Source organism: Microbacterium sp. NPDC058389, assembly GCF_042722305.1.
GTDB lineage: Bacteria > Actinomycetota > Actinomycetes > Actinomycetales > Microbacteriaceae > Microbacterium.
Window position 1 is genome coordinate 177006 of record NZ_JBHXJQ010000004.1, and the last position, 19357, is coordinate 196362.

Sequence of the window (19357 nt, forward strand, 5' to 3'; positions counted from 1 at the left end):
GTCAGTCCTCTCCGGGGTAGCGGACGCCCACGAGGGCGCGGATCTCGTCGAGCGTCGCCATGATCGCGACGCTCTCGTCGATGGGCAGTTCGTCCGAGTCGGTGCGGCCCGCGGCGATGATGCGCTCGGCCGCAAGTGCCTGGTACTGCATGCCGCGGCCGTCGATCTCGGAGCGGTACTCCTCGATGACGTGGCCGTCCGGCGCCACGACGCGGAACGAGGTCGGCGAGTACCAGACGCGGTCGATGTCGATGCGCGCCTCGGTGCCGATGACCGACGCGGTGTTGGGGCCGGCCGCGCGGGACGCGGACAGCGTGGTCGACAGGGCGCCCGAGGCGTGCGCCATGATCGTGGCGACCTCGGTGTCGGCGCCGGTCTCGCCGAGCCGTGCCGTGGCCACGATCGAGAGCGGCTCGCCCAGGATGTCCCACGCGAACGAGACGGGATAGACGCCGAGATCGAGGAGGGCCCCGCCGCCGAGCTCGAGGGCGTTGAGCCGGTGCGCGGGGTCGCTCGAGATGAGCTGGGTGTGGTCGGCGGTGACCGCCCGCAGCTCGCCGAGCACGCCGGAGGCCACGATCTCGCGGATGCGGATCATGTGGGGGAGGTACCGCGTCCACATGGCCTCCATCGCGAGCAGACCGCGGGCCGCGGCGGCGTCACGCACCGCCTCGGCCTCGGCGGCGGTGAGCGTGAACGGCTTCTCGACGAGGACGTGCTTGCCGGCCTCGAGGGCGAGCAGCGCGTTCGCGGCGTGCATGGGGTGCGGGGTCGCGACGTAGACGATGTCGACGTCCGGGTCGGCGACGAGCTCCTCGTACGAGCCGTGCGCGTGCGGGATGTCGAAGTCGGCGGCGAACGCCTGCGCCGACTCGAGGCGTCGCGAACCGACCGCGACGACGTCGAGCCCGGCCGTGCGCAGGTCGCTGGTGAAGGCGCGCGCGATGCCGCCGGGGCCGAGGATGCCCCAGCGGAGGGATGCCTGTGAAGTCATGAGTCCGAGGCTAGTGGGACTGCGGGTTCCGGCGGGAGCGCGAGGCGGTGCGGCGATGCCGCGTGCGTATCATCGACGGATGACCGACGTCCCCGCCTCCGTCGAGCGCTTCCGCGAGCTGCTGCGCATCCCCACGGTGTCGCACGCCGACGAGCCCGAGACCGACTGGGCCGCGTTCGACGACTTCACGGCGGCCGTGGAGCGGCTGTACCCCGCGCTGCACGCGACGCTCACCCGCGAGACGGTCGCCCAGCACTCCTTGCTCTACCGGTGGGCAGGGGCGGGCGCGGGCGATCCGCTCGTGCTCATGGCGCACATCGACGTCGTGCCCGTCGTCCCCGAAGAATGGGACCATGACCCGTTCGCCGCCGACATCGTCGGCGAGGGGGCGGATGCCGTCATCCACGCGCGCGGGGCGATCGACGACAAGGGCTCGCTCGTCGCGATCCTCGAAGCCGTCGAGCAGCTCGCCGCCGAGGGGTTCACCCCCGCCCGCGACGTGTACCTGTCGTTCGGGCACAACGAGGAGACCGCGGGCGGCGGTGCGCAGGCGATCGTCGCGCTGCTGCGTGAGCGGGGGGTCCGCCCGGGGCTCGTGCTCGACGAGGGCGGCGCCGTGGTCGACGGTGTGATCCCCGGCGTGAGCGTCCCCACCGCGATGGTCGGCGTCGCAGAGCGCGGCGTCATGACGCTGGAGCTGACCGCCCGTGAGGGCGGCGGTCACGCGTCGACGCCGCCGTCGTACCCGGCCACGGCGCGCCTCGCCCGCGCGGTCGACCGGCTGCACCGGCATCCCTTCCCGACCAGGCTCGCGTCGCCCGTCCGGGCGATGCTGTCGACCGTGGCCCCGTACGCGCCGCAGCCGCTGCGGACGCTGTTCCGCAGTCTTGCGGTGACCGGCCCGCTCGTGGCGAGCGTGCTGTCGCGGCTCGGGCCGGAGATGAACGCGACCGTGCGCACCACCGCCGTCGCCACCAGGCTGCGGGGAGCGCCCGGCGACAATGTGCTCGCGACGACGGCCACGGCGGCCGTCAACATCCGGCTGCTGACCGGTGACACCGTCGCGGGGGCGACCGAGCGCGTACGGCGCGTCGTCGCCGACCCCGAGGTCGAGGTGACGCTCGCGCACGGCTCGGATCCGTCGCCCGTGTCGCCGTGGCGCGGCGACGAGTGGCGGCGCCTCGCGGCCGCGATGACGGCATCCCTCGGGGACGACGTCGTGACGCTGCCCTACCTGCAGCTGGGAGCCAGCGACAGCCGGTGGTTCACCGCGATCGCCGACCACGTGTACCGCTTCACGCCGTTCCACCTGACGCGCGCCGAGCGCGACGCCCTGCACGCGCACAACGAGCGCATCCGCGTCGACGTGTGGCTGCGCGGGATCGGGTTCTACCGCGAGCTGGTCTCGGCGAGCTGACGGTCGGCGCCGACCTCGTCGGCGGTGGCGGCGGTCACGCCGTCGAGCGCGCGGCGCAGATCGTCGACGATGTCGCGCGGGTCCTCCAGGCCGATCGACAGGCGCACGGTCGTCGGCGTGATGTACGCCTCGGCCAGCTGCGCGGGCGACATGTGGCTGTGGGTCATCGACGCGGGGTGGGCCACCAGGCTGCGCGCGTCGCCGATGTTCGCGACGAGGCGGATCACCCGCAGGCGCGAGATGACGTCCTCGACCAGGCGGAAGTCGGCCTCGGCGTCGCCGGTGGCGTGCAGGTCGAATGCGAACACCGAGCTCGTGCCGTCGGGCAGGTAGGCCCGGGCGTTGGCGTGCCACGGGCTCGACTCCAGCCCCGGGTGGTGCACGCGCGCGACGGCGGGGTGCGTCTCGAGGAACCGCGCCACCGCGAGCGCGCTCGCCGTGTGCCGCTCCATGCGGAGGTCGAGGGTCTCCAGGCCCTGCAGCAGCTGGAAGGCGTTGAACGCCGACAGCGACGGCCCGAGGTCGTGCACGTACTTGGTCTTCACGAGGGCGATGTACGGCGAACCGGTGTCGCCGAAGCGCTCGACCAGGCTGCCGTCGGGCACGCGAGGGTAGGTCTGCGTCAGCTGCGGCCAGCGGCCGGGGTCGGCGGTGAAGTCGAATGTGCCGAGGTCGACCACGACGCCGCCGAGCGACGTGCCGTGCCCGCCGATGAACTTGGTCGCCGAGTGCACGACGATGTCGGCTCCGAAGTTCCTCGCGCGCTGCAGGTAGGGGGAGGCGACGGTGTTGTCGATCACGAGCGGCACACCCGCGCGCTTCGCGACGGCGGCCACCGCGCCGAGGTCGAGCACCTGGGCGATCGGGTTCGAGATCGACTCGGCGAACAGCGCGCGCGTCGTGGGTCGCACGGCGGCCTCCCATGCGGCCGCGTCGTCCTGGTCGACGAACGTGACCTCGATGCCCCAGTCGGCGAACGTGTCCTGCAGCAGGTCTACGGTGCCGCCGTAGAGCTGGCGCGCTGCGACGATGTGCTCGCCCTGCTTGGCGAGGGCGAGCAGGGCGACGGCGACGGCCGCCTGACCGGAGGCCACGCCCGCGGCGCCGATCCCGCCCTCGAGCTCGGCGACGCGGCGCTCGAACACGAGCACGGTCGGGTTGGCGGCGCGGCTGTAGATGTTGCCGTCCTTGCGCAGCGCGAACAGGTCCCGCGCCTCGCTCAGCGACCCGAACTCGAAGCCGTTGGACTGGTGGATCGAGGGCACCGCCGTGTTCTCGGCGAGGCCCGACACGTAGCCGGCCTGCACCTGCGCCGTCGCGAACGACCCCGACCTCGTCTGACGAGAGGGGGCGGCGGCGGGAGGGGTCGCTTCAGGCATGGGAACCATTGTCGGCCGCGGCGCCCGTGCGCACCGTTCGTATGTCGTACTGTTGCGGCGCCCGGCCCGCGGCCTCCGCGCGGGTAGTAGTCGCGCGCGGGACAGAATGGACGGGTGGCGCAGCTCATCACCCCCGCAGAACTCGACCTCCTCCTCGGCGCCGGCGCGCCCGTGCGCGTCCTCGACGTCCGCTACCGGCTCGACAAGCCCGACGGCAGCGCCGACCACGCCGCGGGCCATGTGCCCGGCGCCGTGTACGTCGACCTCGAGTCCGAGCTCTCGCGTCACGGGGCGGCGCACGAGGGACGGCATCCCCTCCCGGCCCTCGACGACCTGCAGGATGCGGTGCGGCGCTGGGGCGTCGGAGCGGGCGACACGGTCGTCGTGTACGACGACGCGCGCGCCCTCGGCGCGTCGCGGGCGTGGTGGGTGCTCACACGATCCGGCATCGCCGACGTGCGCCTGCTCGACGGGGGGCTGCGTGGCTGGATCGACGCCGGGCTCGCCCTGGAGCCCGGAGCGGTGGAGCCTGCGCCCGGTGACGCCGTCGTGCACGAGATCGCGGAGCCGGTGCTGTCGATCGACGACGCCGCGGCGTACCCGTCGTCAGGAGTGCTCGTCGACGTGCGTGCGGCGGAGCGCTACCGCGGCGAGGTCGAGCCCATCGACCCGATCGCCGGTCACATCCCGGGCGCGGTGAACCTCCCCACGTCCGAGTACATGGACGGCGAGCGGTTCCGGGATGCCGCGACCCTGGCCGACCTGTTCGCCGGGGCGGGCATCGTGCCGGGCGTCGCAGCGGCGGCCTACTGCGGCTCGGGTGTCACGGCCGCGCAGGCGGCGTTCGCCGCCGAACTGGCAGGACTGGAGCTGGCGCTGTATCCGGGTTCGTGGAGCCAGTGGTCGAATTCCCCGGGGCGCCCGGTCGCCACCGGGGCTGCGCCGGCGGAGGTCACGGGCACGGTCTGACCGAACGCGGCGGGCGCCGCGTTCAGGGGATCAGCGTGATCTTGCCCGAGACGCCCGCGGCAAGGGCCGCGTGCGCCTGTGCGGCGTCCGCCAGCGCGAACTCGGGGCCGAGCTCGACCGAGAACGCCCCCGCGGCGAGCAGGGCGAGCACGACCGGATCCGCCTCGGCGCGCCAGAGCTGCTGCTGCGGGGTCAGGGGCTCGGGCGAGCCGCCCGAGAACGCGCGGATGCCGAGGCCCGCGGCATCCGCTCCCCGTACGAGCGTGGCGATGCGGCGGTGGTCGGGCACGAGCTCCAACGACGTGTGCAGGGCTTCGTCGGTGCCGGCGGCGTCGATCGCGACCGTGATGCCCTGCGGTGCGGCGGCGCGCACGCGGTCCGCGAGGCCGTCGCCGTACTCGACCGGCGTCGCACCGAGCCGGCGCAGCCGCTCGAACCGGGCGGGGGAGGAGGTTGCGATCACCGTCGCGCCCCACAGCACCGCGAACTGGACGACGGCCTGCCCCACGGCCCCCGATCCACCGTGGACGAGCAGCGTGTCGCCGGTGGCCACGGCGAGCGACCGCAGCGTCTGATACGCGGTGCCGACCGGGATGCCGAGCGCGGCGCCCTCGGCCGCGCTGACGTCGGCGGGGCGCGGGTGCACGTTCTCGGCACGTACGGCGACCTCGTCGGCGTAGGCGCCGTGCGCCGCGCCGAACACGACGGCATCGCCCACACGGAAGCCGTCGACCCCGTCGCCCACTGCGGTGACGACGCCGGCGCCGTCCGAACCCACCCGTCGGGGCTCGACGATGGCCGCCGATGCGCGAAGGCCCGCGCGCAGCTTCGCGTCGATGGGGTTGACACCCGCCGCCTCGACGCGGATCGCGACCTCTCCGGGACCGGGCGCGACGTCGGGCACCTCGATCTCGTGCAGGACCTCCGGGCCCCCGAACTCGGTGTACGCGATCGCTCTGGTCATGTCGTGTGAATCCCTCCGGCGTCGCCGATCATTCCCGTGTGACGCTTCGTGACGTGTGCGGGCTACTCGCGCAGGGCCTTGCCGATGCGCTGCAGCGACACCGGCTCGGCCGTTCCGAGCCCCTGCGCGAACAGGCTCACCCGATATTCCTCGAGCAGCCAGCGCGTGTGCACGATCGCCGTCGGCGCGTCCGCATCCGGCGGGATGGTCCCGCCTGCCTCGGCGTACACGGCCGCTGCGCGTTCGAACTCGGTCATCCGCTGGCGGTCGCGTCCGGGGTTGTCGGGCAGCGCCGTGACCCGGTCGAGCGCGCCGCGCAGGTATCGCGGCAGGTGTGCGAGTCGCGCCGTGCCGGTGCGCGACACGAAGCCCGGGAAGACGAGCCCGGCCAGCTGCGCCTTGACGTCGCCCAGCGCCCCGAGAAGCGTCAGCGAGTTCGCGTCGCGCATGCGGCGTTCGACCTCACGGGCGGCGGTGAGGATGCGGGCGGTCAGCGACACCGTCTGGAACAGCTCGTCGACCACCACCGCCGACAGCGCATCGCGCACGGCCTCGAACCCGGCCTTCGTCCGCACGATCCCCGTCGCGCCGCCGGGCGTGGTGCGCGCGATCACGGCATCGGCCACCGCCGAGCGGCAGTCCTCGACGAGCGCCTTGGCGGAGGGATACGGGGATGCCGCCAGCGCGAGCTTCTCGGGCGACGTGAGGTGGTCGAGCACGTAGGCGACCGGCGAGGGCACCGCGAGCAGCACGAGCCGGCGCACGCCGGCGCGGGTGGCGCGGGCCGCGGCCTCGGGCGTCGCCTCGATGCGCAGCGCGACCGAGGCGCCCTCGTCGACGATCGCGGGATAGCCGCGTACGACACCGCCGGCGACCTTCGTGTCGACGACCTCGGGCAGGTCGTCGAACGTCCAGTCGGTGAGTCCGGTGCGCTCCGTGAACGCCGGGCCGGCGGGCGCACCGACGGGAGCCTGACGCGCGGGTCCGGCGGGGGCGTTCGCGGGCCGCGCCGGTGCGTTCAGCGACCGTGACACGGACGCGCGGGCCCGGTCGGCCAGGCGGGCCTGCAGCGTCGCGAGGTCGCGGTCGGAGCCGACCGTGCGACCGCGCTCGTCGACGGCGCGGAACGACACCTGCAGGTATCCGGGCACGCGCTCGAGTTCGAAGTCGGCCGCGGTGACGGGCTGGTTCGCGATGCGCTGGATGCGGGCCGCGAGGGCGTCGCGCAGCGCCGTCGGCGGCAGGCCCCCGTGCGCCTCGGGCCCGAGGCCGGCGAGGTCGGCGGCGAAGGTCGCCGCCCAGTCGGCCGCGGGCACGACGTGCCGCCGGATCGACTTGGGGAGCGCGCGCAGGAGCGCCGTGATGAGCTCGTCGCGCATGCCCGGCACCTGCCAGTCGAAACCGTCAGGGCGCAGCTGGGCGAGGAGCGCCAGCGGCACGACCGCGGTCACGCCGTCGTCCGGGGCGCCGGGCTCGAACCGGTAGGCGAGCGAGAGCACCTGGTCACCCTGATGCCACCGGGCGGGGAAGTCGCGTTCGTCGCCGCGTGAGGCCTCGTCCACGAGGTCGGCCTCGGTCATGTCGAGCAGCCGCGGGGTGCGGGTCGCGGCATCCCTCCACCACGCCTCGAACGAGCGGGCGTCGAAGACGTCCTGCGGCAGGCGGGCGTCGTAGAAGCGGAACACGGCCTCGTCGCCGACGAGGATGTCGCGGCGGCGCTCTCGCTCCTCGATCTTCTCCAGCCGGCGTCGCAGCTCGAGGTTGCGCCGTTCGAAGGCGGTGAGGCGCTTGTCGAGGTGCGACGAGTCCCACTCGCCCTCGACGAGCGCGTGGCGCACGAACAGCTCCCGCGCGAACGGGCGGTCGAAGCGGGCGAGCTGCACGCGGCGCTTCGGCACGATCTCCAGGCCGAACAGCGTGACCTTCTCGTATGCGGCCGCAGCGCCCGTCGTCTTGGACCAGTGCGGTTCGCTCAGCGACCGCTTGGCGAGGTCTCCCGCCAGGGGTTCGGCCCACTCCGGGTCGATCGCCGCGACCGTGCGGGCGAACAGCCGGCTGGTCTCGACGACCTCTGCGGCCATCACCGCCTGCGGGCGCTGTTTGCGCAGTCCCGAGCCGGGGAAGATCGCGAAGCGGGTTCCGCGCGAGCCCAGGTACTCCGCCGGCGCTGCGCGGCGCTTGGATTCGCCGCCGGACGAACCGCGGTTCGCGGTGCGCGCGGCGGTGCGCTCGTCGAGCACGCCGAGCTGCGAGAGCAGGCCGGCGAGGATCGCCTTGTGCACGTCGTCGGGGTCGGCGGTGCCGCCCTCGGACGCCGCCCGCGTCGAGGAGCGCGGCGCCCCGACGAGCGTGCTGAGCTGACGGTGGACGTCTGCCCACTCCCGCACGCGCACGTAGTTGAGGTGCTCGGCGCGGCAGAGGCGGCGGAACGCGCTGGAGCCGAGCTCCGCCTGCTTCTCCTGCAGGTGGTTCCACAGGTTCAGGAGGCTGAGGAAGTCGCTCGTCGGGTCGGTGAAGCGCGCGTGGAAGCGGTCGGCCTCCTCGCGCCGCTCCTCCGGACGCTCGCGCACGTCCTGGATCGACAGTCCCGCGACGATCGCGAGCACGTCGCGCAGCACACCCGTGCGTCGCGCCTCGATCAGCATCCGCGCGAACCTCGGGTCGATCGGCAGCCGCGAGATCTCGCGGCCGAGGTCGGTGAGCGTGTGGTGCTCGCGGCCGGTCTTCACGGCGCCGAGTTCCACGAGCAGATCGAACGCCGCCTTGACGCCGCGCGAGTCCGGGGGCGTGAGGAACGGGAACGACGAGATGTCGCCGAACCCGAGCGAGAGCATCTGCAGGATCACCGACGCGAGGCTCGTGCGGAGGATCTCCGGCTCGGTGAACTCGGGCCGTGCGACGAAGTCGTCCTCGGCGTACAGGCGGATCGCGACGCCCGGGCTGGTGCGCCCGGCACGCCCCGACCGCTGCTGCGCCGACGCCTGCGACACCGGCTCGATCGGCAGGCGCTGCACCTTGCTGCGATTGCTGTAGCGCGAGATGCGTGCGGTGCCGGTGTCGACGACGTAGCGGATGCCGGGCACGGTGAGGCTCGTCTCGGCGACGTTGGTCGCCAGGATGACGCGCCGGCGGACGCCCGCGACCTGCGACGGCTCGAAGACGCGGTGCTGCTCGGCCGCCGACAGGCGGCCGTACAGCGGCAGGACCTCCGTCGGGGCGGCATCCCGCGCGTACAGGCCCCGGACGGCGTCGGCGGCGTCGCGGATCTCGGCCTCGCCCGGCAGGAACACAAGGACATCGCCGGCGGGCTCCCGGTCGAGCTCGCGCAGGGCCGACGTGATGCCGTCGACGTCGTCGGACTCCTCCTCGCCCTTCGCGGGCTTCTCCGGCGCGCGGTACCGGATCTCGACGGGGTACGTGCGGCCGGACACCTCGATGATCGGCGCGGGGGTGCCGTCGGGCTCGGCGAAATGCTTCGCGAAGCTCTCGGGGTCGATCGTGGCGCTCGTGATGATGACCCTGAGGTCCGGCCGCTTCGTGAGGATGCGCCGCAGGTAGCCGAGCAGGAAGTCGACGTTGAGCGACCGCTCGTGCGCCTCGTCGACGATGATCGTGTCGTAGCGGCGCAGCAGCCGGTCGCGGTGGATCTCATTGAGCAGGATGCCGTCGGTCATGAGCGCGATGCTCGTGTCGGCCGACACCTTGTCGGTGAACCGCACCTTGTAGCCCACGGTCGTGCCCAGCGGCACCTGGAGCTCTTCGGCCACGCGCTCGGCGATCGTCCGTGCCGCGAGCCGGCGCGGCTGCGTGTGCGCGATGCGCGTGCGCCCGAGCTCGAGCGCGATCTTGGGCAGCTGGGTGGTCTTGCCCGAGCCGGTCGCGCCCGCGACGATGACCACCTGGTGGTCGCGGATCGCGCGTGCGATCTCGTCGCGCGCCGCGCTGACGGGAAGCTCCGGCGGGTACGAGATGACGGGTGCGGGCACAGACATAGCCTTCGATCGTATCGCCTCGCGGACGACCCGTCCGTGCCCTGGTGCAGGAGCCTAGGCTGGACGCATGACAGTCCCCAGCGTGACCCTCAACGACGGCTTCCAGATCCCGCAGCTCGGCTACGGCGTGTTCCGGGTGCCGCCGGCAGACACCGAGCGGGCCGTGAGCGAAGCGCTCGAGGTCGGCTACCGCCACATCGACACCGCGGCGATCTACGGCAACGAAGAGGGCGTGGGAGCGGCGATCGCGGCGAGCGGCATCGCGCGCGGCGACCTCTTCATCACCACCAAGCTCTGGAACGACCGGCAGGCCGGCGACGAGCCGAACGCCGCGCTCGCCGAGAGCCTCGAGAAGCTCGGACTCGACCAGGTCGACCTGTACCTCGTGCACTGGCCCGCGCCGGCGCATGACAACTACGTACACGCGTGGGAGAAGCTCGTCGAGCTGCGCGGTGAGGGCCTCGCCCGCAGCATCGGCGTCTCGAACCACCTCGTGCCGCACCTGGAGCGCATCGTCGCCGCGACCGGCGTCGTGCCGGCCGTGAACCAGATCGAGCTGCACCCGGCGTACCAGCAGCGCGACATCACCGACTGGGCCGCCGCACACGATGTGCGGATCGAGTCGTGGGGACCCCTCGGCCAGGGCAAGTACGACCTGTTCGGCGCCGAGCCCGTCGCCGCGGCCGCCGCGGCCCACGGCAAGACGCCTGCGCAGGCCGTTCTGCGGTGGCACCTGCAGAAGGGGTACATCGTCTTCCCGAAGTCGGTGCGCCGCGAGCGCCTGCAGGAGAACCTCGACGTCTTCGACTTCGAACTGACCGCCGACGAGATCGCCGCCATCGACGCGATGGACACGGGCGACGGCTCGGGACGCGTCAGCGCACACCCGGACGAGGTCAACTGACCCCGGTCCCGCTGCCGGAGCGGATGCCGTGAACCCTCGCCTCGCGGACGCCACGAGCCCGTACCTGAGAGCCCATGCGGGCAATCCGGTCGCGTGGTACCCGTGGGGCGAGGAGGCGTTCGCCGAGGCGCGGCGGCGGGACGTGCCCGTCATGGTGTCGATCGGCTACTCGACGTGCCACTGGTGCCACGTCATGGCACGGGAGTCGTTCGAGGATGCCGCGACCGCCGCCGAGCTCGACGCCGGGTTCGTGGCGGTCAAGGTCGACCGCGAGGAGCATCCCGAGGTCGACGCCGCCTATATGGCGGCCGCGGCGGCGTTCACGCCGAACCTCGGCTGGCCGCTCACGGTGTTCGCGACCCCCGAAGGGCGCCCGTTCTACGCCGGAACGTACTTCCCGCCCGTGCCCCGTGCGGGCATGCCGGCCTTCCGGCAGGTGCTGGCCGCGGTCGACGAGGCGTGGAACGAGCGCCGCGGCGAGATCGACCAGACCGCCGATGCGATCGCGGCAGCCCTCGCCGAGGCGAGGGCTGCGACGCCCGACGGCGCGATGCGGACGCCGACCGCCGACGACCTGCGTGCCGCTGCCGAGACGCTCGCCGCACGCGAGGACCCGCGCCACGGCGGGTTCGGCGACCCGGCGGTCGCCGCGCCGAAGTTCCCCGTCGCGACCGCGCTCCGGTTCCTGCAGGCGCGGGTCGTGCGTGAAGGAGCGGCCGGGGCATCCGCCGTCGCCGATCGGGCCCTCGCGGCGATGGCGGGCTCCTCGCTGCGTGACCCCGTCGAGGGCGGGTTCTTCCGTTACGCGACGCGCCCCGACTGGACCGTGCCGCACTACGAGCGCATGCTCACCGACAACGCCCAGCTGCTCGAGGTCGCCCTCGACGCGACGCCGGCGCGGCCCGAGGTCGTCCGCGGGATCGCGGGATTCCTCGTCGACGTGCTGCAGCAGCCCGGCGGCGGCTTCGGGGCTGCGCAGGACTCCGAGTCGTGGATCGACGGCGCGCGCAGCGAGGGCGGCTACTACGCGAGGGATGCCGGCGGCCGTGCCGGCCTCGAAACCCCGGCTGTCGACGGCAAGGTGGTGACCGGCTGGAACGGACTCGCGATCGGCGCGCTGGCCCGTGCCGGCTCCGCCCTCGGCGAGCCGACGTGGATCGAGGCCGCACGATGGGCCGCCGACGCCGTCCTCGAGACGAACATCGCCGCGGACGGGCGGCTGGTGCGCGCCTCGCTCGACGAGGTGCCGTCGCGCTCGCCGGGCACGCTCGCCGACTACGGCCAGCTCGCGGGCGGGCTCACGGCCTTGGCCGTCGCCACCGGCGAGGTCGCGTACGCGGTGCGTGCACGGGAGCTCGTCGACGCGTGCGTCGACGCCGATGCTGCGGCGACGGCTCCGGGCGGCGGCGACCCGGTGCTCGCGCAGCAGGGCATCGGCGCGCCCGACGACGCCTCCGACGCCGACGAGCCGTCCGGTCCCGCCGCCCTCGCCGGCGCGGCCGCCGCGCTGTGGCTGCTCGGCGCCGGATCGTCATACCGTGACCGGGCCGAGCGGCTCGTCACCGCTCACGCGCGCGCGGCCCTGGCTCAGCCGCTCGCCTACGGCGCGCTGCTGCGGGTCGCCGCGACGCTCGTCGTCGCGCCGCGCCAGCTCGTCGTCGTGACGCCGGATGCGGCGGCCGGCCTCGCCACCGCGGCGCGGGCCATCCCGGCCGACGTCGTCGCCGTCGTGACGCCGGAGCAGGCGCACGCGTGGGCCGCGTCGGGGTTCGGGCTGTTCGCCGACAAGCGCCTGCGCGACGGCCTGCCGACGGCATACGACTGCCGGGACTTCGCGTGCCGGCTGCCGGTCACCGACCCCGCCGCCCTCACCCGCTGAGCGGGCGCGCGAGGCGCGTCAGATCCAGCTCGTCATCCATGCGTGCAGGTGCCAGAAGTCGTACGTGACGTTCATCGCCGAGATCACCGGGTACCAGAACGCCGACAGTGCGAGCGCGACGCCGAGGAACACGAGCACGAGCCGCTGGCCGGTCAGCCGCCGGTGCACCGGGGCGCCCGGTGGGCCGGCGATGTCCTTCAGGGCGAACGTCAGCGCCAGCAGCATGAAGGGCAGGATGAGCACCGTGTAGAACTGGAACACGGTGCGCGTCGGGAGGAACAGCCACGGCACGTAGGTCACGGCGACGCCCGTGAGCACGAGGGCGTACCGCCAGTCGCGCACCACCACGAACCGGTAGGCGAGGTAGAGCACGGCGGCCACCCCCGCGTACCAGATCAGCGGGTTCGGGATCGTCGAGATCACCTGCGCGCACCCGTTCGCGGCGTCGCAGCCGTTCACGCCCAGCGCGTCGTGGTGCCAGTACACGCCCGTCGGACGCAGCAGGAGCGGCCATTGCCACGCCGGGCTGGCGTACGTGTGGCCGGCGGTGATCTGCGATGACGACCGATACATCGCCTCGTGGTACAGCCACAGGCTCTCCAGTGCGTTGCCGCCCGAGTCGCGGTCGTAGCCGCCGTCGGTGACGAGCCACCCCGTCCACGAGGCCACGTAGACGACGACGGCCACGGGCACGAAGAGCACGAAGGTCGCGAGGCCCTGGCGCACGGCATCCGTCGGCCAGAACAGCACGCCCGCACGGCGGCGGGCGAGCGCATCGGTCACGACGAGGTACACCCCGAGCCCGGCGAGCACCCAGGCGCCCGACCACTTCACGGCACTCGCGGCACCCAGCGCCGCCCCGGCCGCGATGATCCACGGGCGGTTCCACAGGAGAGGTCCCCACGACGGCGGCTCGTCGCCGTCGTGGCGGGCGGCGACGGTCGCCGCGATGCGGGCCATCGTGTGTTCTCGGTCGCGCAGCACGAAGAGGAACGCGAGCAGCACGAAGAACGTGAGCGACGTGTCGAGCAGGGCGATGCGGCTCATCGAGATCGCAAGGCCGTCGACGGCCATGAGGAGTCCCGCGACGACGGCGAAGGTCGTCGAGCGCGTCAGGCGCTTGGCGATCAGCATCAGCAGCAGCACCGACGCGGTGCCCAGGAGGGCCGTGGTGATGCGCCAGCCCCAGCCGGAGTCGGGGCCGAACACGAGCATGCCGAGTCCGATGATCCATTTGCCGAGCGGCGGATGCACCACGAACGAGGGGTTCGCCGTGAAGACGTTCGGGTCGCCCGCAAGGAAGCTCGCGTTCGCGTCGGACGGCCACGATCCCTCGTACCCGAGGTGCAGCATCGACCACGCGTCCTTGACGTAGTACGTCTCGTCGAACTGGTTCATCAGGTCGTGCGCCGCGCCGAGGTTCCACAGCCGCAGCACGGCCGCGAGCAGCACCACGAGGGCGGGTCCGAGCCAGCGGTAGAGGCGCTGCGCCCGGGGATCCGCGGCCACGCGCGCCGTGAACCGGTCGTACAGGCTGGGGCGCGGGGGCGGCAGAAGGGACGCGGCAGGCTGGTCGGCCTCGAGCCGCGGGGCATCCGTCACCCGGCCCAGTCTAGGCGGCGGCCTCTGGCGAAGCTGGGAGCCGAGTCTAGGCTTGAGGACGTGATCATCCTCGCGGCCACCCCCATCGGCAACCTCGGGGACGCGTCCCGCCGCCTCGTCGAGGCGCTCGAAGCGGCCACTGTCGTAGCCGCGGAGGACACGCGCACGACGCAGCGGCTGCTGGCGGCCCTCGGCATCGCCAATCGGCCGCGGCTGATCGCCCTGCACGACCACAACGAGAAGGACCGCGCGCCCGAGCTCGTCGAGCTCGCGCGCGACCAGGACGTCCTCGTGCTCAGCGACGCCGGCATGCCGACGGTGAGCGATCCCGGCTACGGCGTCGTGGCCGCGGCCGCCGAGGCCGGCGTCGTGGTCACGGCGATCCCCGGCCCGAGCGCGGTGGTGACCGCTCTCGCGGTGTCGGGCCTGCCCACCGACCGGTTCAGCTTCGAGGGGTTCCTGCCGCGCAAGTCGGGGGAGCGGACGTCGACTTTGCGGGCGCTCGCGGCCGAGCCTCGCACCATGGTGTTCTTCGAGGCGCCGTCCCGCGTGGCGGCCTCGCTGTCCGACATGGCCGCGGAGTTCGGGGCGGACCGCCGTGCGGCGGTGTGCCGTGAGCTGACGAAGCTCCACGAGGAGGTGGCTCGCGGCACGCTCGCGGAGCTCGTCTCGTGGGCCGAGGCGGGCGTCCGCGGCGAGCTTGTGATCGTCGTGGCGGGCGCACCCGCGCGAGGTGTCGCGTTCCCCGACGCGGTGACGCAGGTGCTCGAACTCGTGCGGGACGGGATGCGGCTGAAGGATGCCGCGGCCGAAGTGTCCGGACTCACCGGACACTCCAGCCGCGAGCTGTATCAGGCCTCGCTGGCCGTGCGCGGATAGCGCCTGCGCCGCACGGTCGCGAGCGCGACTCCGCTGCCGAGGAGCGCGACGCCGAGCCACAGACCGCCGAGGGTCATGCCTGTCGGCGGCAGCGGAGGAAGCGGGGGCACAGGCGGCAGCGGTGCCGGCGCGCACGCCGTGGCCGAGGCATCCCCGCCCGTGAAGGTCACGGTGGCGGCGTTGAGCAGCCCCGTGCCTTCGGCGTCGGAGGTCGTGGTGCAGTCGGCCTGCTCGGCCGTGACGGTCGTGGCGACCCGCGCGGTGGCTGACACCTCGAACGTGTGCGTGATCCCCGGATCGATCGTCACGGCGGTGGCCACCACAGTGTCGGACACGCCGTCCCATCCTGCGTTGACCGGGACGCCGTCGGCGGACGTGACGGCGGCCGTCACCACGGCGACGCCGTCGCCGAAGCGCAGCTCGTCGTCGAGGTCGTAGGTGTCGGCGAGAGCGCCCGGGTTGGTGACCGTGATCTCGTACGAGATCGCGACCGTTCCGTCGGCGCTCTTCGTGGGCCCGGAGGTGACAGCCTTGGCGATCTCGAGCGGGGCGAGGAAGGCGTTGACGAACGTGCAGTAGACGGTCGTCTGCAGCGGGACGCCGATCGTCACCGACGCGCCCTCGGTCACGGGGTCGGTGTCGGACCCGATGCACTCGATGTCGTCGAGCAGCCAGCGCTCGAGCTCGCTCGTCTCGGTCACGGTGTACGAACCGGGGGCGATGAGCCCTGTCGAATACGGGTCGGCCGCATCGGTGAGGGCGAACTCCTCGCCGTCGGGACCCCACTCGAACCCGAACTCCTGCGGCGAGCCCGCAGGCAGCGTGGACTTGTCGATGATCAGCGAGCCCCACTGCGTATTCGTGAACGTGCAGACCACCGTCTCGCCCGGGTCGACGTTGACGGTCCCGACGAGGTCGTCGACGACCGACGCGGTGCCTTCGGCGTCGCCGTCGACGCACACCAGCTCGGTGTTGTCGTAGCCGTCGGGCGCTGTCTCCGACACCTCGTACGAGCCGGGGACGACGTCGTCGAACGTCGCCGACCCGGTGCCTTCCGTCGTGTCGATCGTGAACTCGCCGGAGTCGAGCCAAGTTCCGGTGAAGTCGAAGACGCCGTCGGTCCCATCGACGTTCTTGACCACCACGATCCGCCCGACCGCGAGGTTCTCGACGGCGCAGCCGATCTGGTCCCCGGGCTCGACGCGGAAGCCTGTTACGTCCAGCGCCTCCGACTCGCCGTCGGCGTGGGTGACGGTGCACTCCAGCGCGCCCTCGATCCAGCCGTCCATGTCGAGTTCGGCGAGCGAATAGAGCCCGCGCGGGGTCAGTCCGTCGAACGTGACGGTCCCCTGGCCTCCTTGCGTGGCCGTCGATCCGACGACCGCCTCGGCCGGAGGGTCGATGGGCGTGAGCACGAACTGGAACGTGCCGTCGCCGCCGAGCGCGGTCTTCGCGATGGTGATGTCGATCGGCGCAGGCTGGTTCGTGATCGCGCACTCGAGGGCCTGCGCAGGCTGCGCGACGAACGTGACGGCGAGCGGGTCCGCGTTCGTGTCCTCGACGCCCGCACAGACGAGCTCCCCGGGGATCCATCCCGGTACCGACTGTTCGGCGATCGTGTAGGTCTCGCCGGGCAGCAGTCCCGTCCAGACCGCCGTGTCGGAGGCGTTGCCGGTCCCCGTGAGCGACTGGATGCCGCCCGCCGGCGTGACGCCGTCGGTGGGGGTGAGGGCGAACGGGAACGACCACTCGTAGTCGTCGGTCACCCCGTCCACCGACTTGGTGACCGAGACGGATGCCGGCGTCGCGGCGTTCTCCGCGGTGCAGCCCACCCCGGCGCCCGGAGTGAGCGTGAACTGCCACCCGGCGGTCTCGGGGTCATCGTCCGTCACGCTGCATTCGAGCGTTCCCGCCCAGCCCGTCTGCGCGACCTCGGTCAGGCTGTAGGGCGTGCCGGGCACGAGATCGGACAGCCCGGCCGATGGCGCGTCGGATGTCACCGTCACGGTTCGAGACGCACCGCTCAAGGTGTCCGTCAGAAGGAAGTCGAACGACCACGGGGTCCCGTCTGCGACGCCGAGCGCCGTCTTCGCCAACTCGAGCGAGGCCGCATCGGCGGTGTTGTGGAAGACGCACTGGGCGATGCCGGCGTCCGGGAGTTCGACCGTGGCGGTGAGCGTGTCGAGGTCGATCGACGAGGTTCCGCCGTCCGACACGTCGCACGTGATGTCGGTCAGAGTCCATCCGTCGACGCCGGCGAGGTTCTCGCTGATGTCGTAGGTGCCTCCTGGCAGGTTCGGGCTGTCCCACGTGGCCTGACCCGGGAGCGGGTTGAGGGTGAACTGCTGGGGGTCGATGCTCTGGTCGGCCGGCGTGAAGGCGAACGGGAAGTCCTGGTTGTACTCGAACGGATCGGTCTCCTTCACCACCAGGATGTGGCCGGGCACGACGTTGACGAAGTAGCAGGTGACGGTGTCACCGGGCGCGAGGTCGAACTCGGCGCTCGTCGTCCCGGGCGGGAACACCGTGTCGACGCCGCCGATCGTGCAGATCAGCGAGCCGATGAGCGTGTCATGACGGTCGCCCGTTTCGGACACCGTGTAGTGCCCAGGCAGGATCCCGGTGAAGTTCTGGTAGTAGTTCGTACCGTCGCCGACCTCGGTGTTGATCGAGAAGCTCTCGCCGCCGGGCCACGTCCCGGTGAACTCGAATGCGGTGTTCGGGTCGGTGCCGATGGCTTCCTTGCTGATCGAGATGTTGCCGAGCTGCGTGTTCGTGAATGTGCACTGCACGTCCGCCCCCGCGACGGTGGTCACCTGCGCGTAACCGTCGGGCTCGTTTATCACCGCGCCGCCGTCGGTGCATACGATGTCGGGTTGGCGGACCCAGCCGTCGACGAAGGTCTCGAGGATCTCGACCGTCGATCCCGGTGCGAACGCGAACGTGGCGCTCTCGCCGTCGGACAGCGTGGCCGGGTTGCCGCCGATCGTGAAGTCGAACTGCTGCGGTGAGCCGTCCGGAAGGGTCTGCTTCGTCACGGTGACCGTGGACGTCGCGTTCGTGAGGACGCAGTCGGTCGTCGTGTCTGGGTAGACCGCGAAGGTGTCGGCCAGGCTGCTGAGAACGCGCACGACCGGCTGATTCGTCCCGGGCAGTCTCGTGGTGCACACGATCGACTGCAGGGTCCAGGGCGGCGCGACCGTCTCGGCCAGGCGGTAGTCGGCGGCCGCGAGCACGTTCGAGAACGAGTCGGTCTCGCCGATGCCGAGGTCGTCCGAGATCTGCGTCGCGTCGGCGTCCGGGAGCACGATGCCGCCGCTCGTGCGGTCGACGAGGTACGGGAACCGGTCGGCGCTCTGGTACCCGGCGGGCACGACATCCTTCGTGACGGTCAGGGATCCGCAGTTGGAGAGCGTCAGCGGGTCGTCCGCCGCGTGGTAGTCCTCGGTCTGGGCGGTGAAGTCGTTGCCCGTGCGCGACAGCATCGTGGACACCGCGAAGGTGGTGCACGTGTCGGGGTTGAACAGGCCGGCGGTCGTCAGGTCGACGGCGAACTCGCCGAAGGTCGCCTGCGGCTGGTTGCCGACGGGGAGCGGCCCCTCCGTGCGCACGCCGACCGCCCACGAGAAGTCGACGGCCTGCCCCGTCGGCAGCCACTGGCCGGCGCCGTTCGGATTCGCGCAGCCGTCGTTCGCGGTCGGGGCCCACCGCCGGAAGACCGCGGTCATCGTGCTCGAGCTGGACGCGTAGTCGAACTCGACCAGCACGTCGTCGCAGCGGCCCGCCGCCGGACCCTCGAGCAGCTGCAGGGCGCTCATGTCGCCGTTGCCGACCAGGCGGGTCCAATAGTTGTAGAGGATCGCGTGGCGACGGCCTGTGGCGTCGGTGACCACCTCGTACGCCGAGGCGGTGCTGCACAGGTTGCCCTTGTCGTTGACGTTGGCGGGGCCGGGCGCCCAGGGGATGGTGTTGGGCGTCTGGCTGCCCGGCGACCCGCTGGCATCCTGCCCGGAGCAGGCGGCGCCGAGGGTTCCGTTGTCCCAGGCGAAGGTCGCGTTGAGCACGCCGGTCGAGGGCAGGCCCGCCGCGGTGGTGTAGGCGCCGGTGGGGGTGAAGGTGAAGCTGCCGTCGGGTGCCGGTGCGCTGAGGAAGGAGTTCCAGTCGAAGGTGGCGGGTGGGGCACCCCCGGTCTTGTCGCCGTCGATCTGGAATCCCGTCACGAGCCCGGAGGGCTGCAGAGTCGCTGCCGTCGCCGTGCCCGCCGGCCCGAAGGGCGCGACGAGGGCACCGATGATGACTCCGACCACGAGCGCTGACCACACACGAGAACTGCGCATCGACATCCTCCCGACTGCGTGCGCACCTCCGCGACCCCGCG

The 19357-nt window shown here is 72.4% G+C and carries 11 protein-coding genes; 5 read left to right on the forward strand and 6 right to left on the reverse strand.

Annotated features, from left to right (window positions below):
- Position 1: 1 nt before the first annotated feature.
- A complete protein-coding gene (locus ACFWJ8_RS07655; RefSeq protein ID WP_378810317.1) occupies positions 2-994 on the reverse strand; it encodes a Gfo/Idh/MocA family protein in 993 nt (330 codons plus the stop codon).
- A 79-nt stretch (positions 995-1073) separates the two neighbouring features.
- Between ACFWJ8_RS07655 and ACFWJ8_RS07660 the strand changes: the two genes are divergently transcribed.
- Complete coding sequence (locus tag ACFWJ8_RS07660; RefSeq protein ID WP_378810318.1) at positions 1074-2411, forward strand: M20/M25/M40 family metallo-hydrolase; 1338 nt, start codon at positions 1074-1076, stop codon at positions 2409-2411.
- Here the strand turns inward: ACFWJ8_RS07660 and ACFWJ8_RS07665 are convergent.
- Positions 2384-3790, reverse strand: a complete 1407-nt coding sequence (locus tag ACFWJ8_RS07665) for an O-acetylhomoserine aminocarboxypropyltransferase/cysteine synthase family protein (protein ID WP_378810319.1) — start codon at positions 3788-3790, stop codon at positions 2384-2386. The genes ACFWJ8_RS07660 and ACFWJ8_RS07665 overlap by 28 nt on opposite strands.
- Positions 3791-3904: 114 nt before the next feature.
- Between ACFWJ8_RS07665 and ACFWJ8_RS07670 the strand changes: the two genes are divergently transcribed.
- Entirely contained in the window at positions 3905-4759 is an 855-nt protein-coding gene (locus ACFWJ8_RS07670) for a sulfurtransferase (protein ID WP_378810320.1), read from the forward strand.
- A 22-nt stretch (positions 4760-4781) separates the two neighbouring features.
- Here ACFWJ8_RS07670 and ACFWJ8_RS07675 read toward each other — a convergent pair whose 3' ends face one another.
- Positions 4782-5723 (reverse strand): zinc-binding alcohol dehydrogenase family protein, encoded by a 942-nt coding sequence (locus tag ACFWJ8_RS07675; protein ID WP_378810321.1) that lies wholly within the window; start codon positions 5721-5723, stop codon positions 4782-4784.
- Between the two features lie 62 nt (positions 5724-5785).
- Positions 5786-9715 (reverse strand): ATP-dependent RNA helicase HrpA, encoded by a 3930-nt coding sequence (hrpA, locus tag ACFWJ8_RS07680; protein ID WP_378810322.1) that lies wholly within the window; start codon positions 9713-9715, stop codon positions 5786-5788.
- Positions 9716-9782: 67 nt separating this feature from the next.
- Here hrpA and ACFWJ8_RS07685 point away from each other — a divergent pair, with 67 nt between their 5' ends.
- Together ACFWJ8_RS07685 and ACFWJ8_RS07690 are read left to right on the forward strand one after the other, a co-directional pair.
- Positions 9783-10619 carry an aldo/keto reductase gene (locus tag ACFWJ8_RS07685; RefSeq protein ID WP_378810323.1) on the forward strand — a complete coding sequence of 279 codons (837 nt, stop codon included), beginning with the start codon at positions 9783-9785 and terminating at the stop codon, positions 10617-10619.
- 28 nt (positions 10620-10647) lie between these two features.
- Positions 10648-12498, forward strand: coding sequence for a thioredoxin domain-containing protein (locus ACFWJ8_RS07690; RefSeq protein WP_378810325.1), 1851 nt, complete (start codon positions 10648-10650; stop codon positions 12496-12498).
- Between the two features lie 18 nt (positions 12499-12516).
- Here ACFWJ8_RS07690 and ACFWJ8_RS07695 read toward each other — a convergent pair whose 3' ends face one another.
- Positions 12517-14100: a dolichyl-phosphate-mannose--protein mannosyltransferase gene (locus ACFWJ8_RS07695; RefSeq protein ID WP_378810327.1), complete on the reverse strand. Its 1584-nt coding sequence runs from the start codon at positions 14098-14100 to the stop codon at positions 12517-12519.
- 60 nt (positions 14101-14160) lie between these two features.
- On the opposite strand from ACFWJ8_RS07695, the gene rsmI reads away from it, so the two are divergent.
- Positions 14161-14979: a 16S rRNA (cytidine(1402)-2'-O)-methyltransferase gene (gene rsmI / locus ACFWJ8_RS07700; RefSeq protein ID WP_378810329.1), complete on the forward strand. Its 819-nt coding sequence runs from the start codon at positions 14161-14163 to the stop codon at positions 14977-14979.
- Here the strand turns inward: rsmI and ACFWJ8_RS07705 are convergent.
- Complete coding sequence (locus ACFWJ8_RS07705) at positions 14952-19316, reverse strand: hypothetical protein (protein WP_378810331.1); 4365 nt, start codon at positions 19314-19316, stop codon at positions 14952-14954. The two genes, rsmI and ACFWJ8_RS07705, sit on opposite strands and share 28 nt — an antisense overlap.
- Between the last annotated feature and the right edge of the window lie 41 nt (positions 19317-19357).

What these genes read in the sequence shown, in the direction of transcription:
- ACFWJ8_RS07685 (WP_378810323.1), top strand. Translation starts at nt 9,783, where the DNA reads ATGACAGTCCCCAGCGTGACCCTCAACGACGGCTTCCAGATCCCGCAG.
- ACFWJ8_RS07660 (WP_378810318.1), top strand. Translation starts at nt 1,074, where the DNA reads ATGACCGACGTCCCCGCCTCCGTCGAGCGCTTCCGCGAGCTGCTGCGC.
- ACFWJ8_RS07675 (WP_378810321.1), bottom strand. Translation starts at nt 5,723, where the DNA reads ATGACCAGAGCGATCGCGTACACCGAGTTCGGGGGCCCGGAGGTCCTG.
- ACFWJ8_RS07705 (WP_378810331.1), bottom strand. Translation starts at nt 19,316, where the DNA reads ATGCGCAGTTCTCGTGTGTGGTCAGCGCTCGTGGTCGGAGTCATCATC.
- ACFWJ8_RS07665 (WP_378810319.1), bottom strand. Translation starts at nt 3,790, where the DNA reads ATGCCTGAAGCGACCCCTCCCGCCGCCGCCCCCTCTCGTCAGACGAGG.
- ACFWJ8_RS07655 (WP_378810317.1), bottom strand. Translation starts at nt 994, where the DNA reads ATGACTTCACAGGCATCCCTCCGCTGGGGCATCCTCGGCCCCGGCGGC.
- hrpA (WP_378810322.1), bottom strand. Translation starts at nt 9,715, where the DNA reads ATGTCTGTGCCCGCACCCGTCATCTCGTACCCGCCGGAGCTTCCCGTC.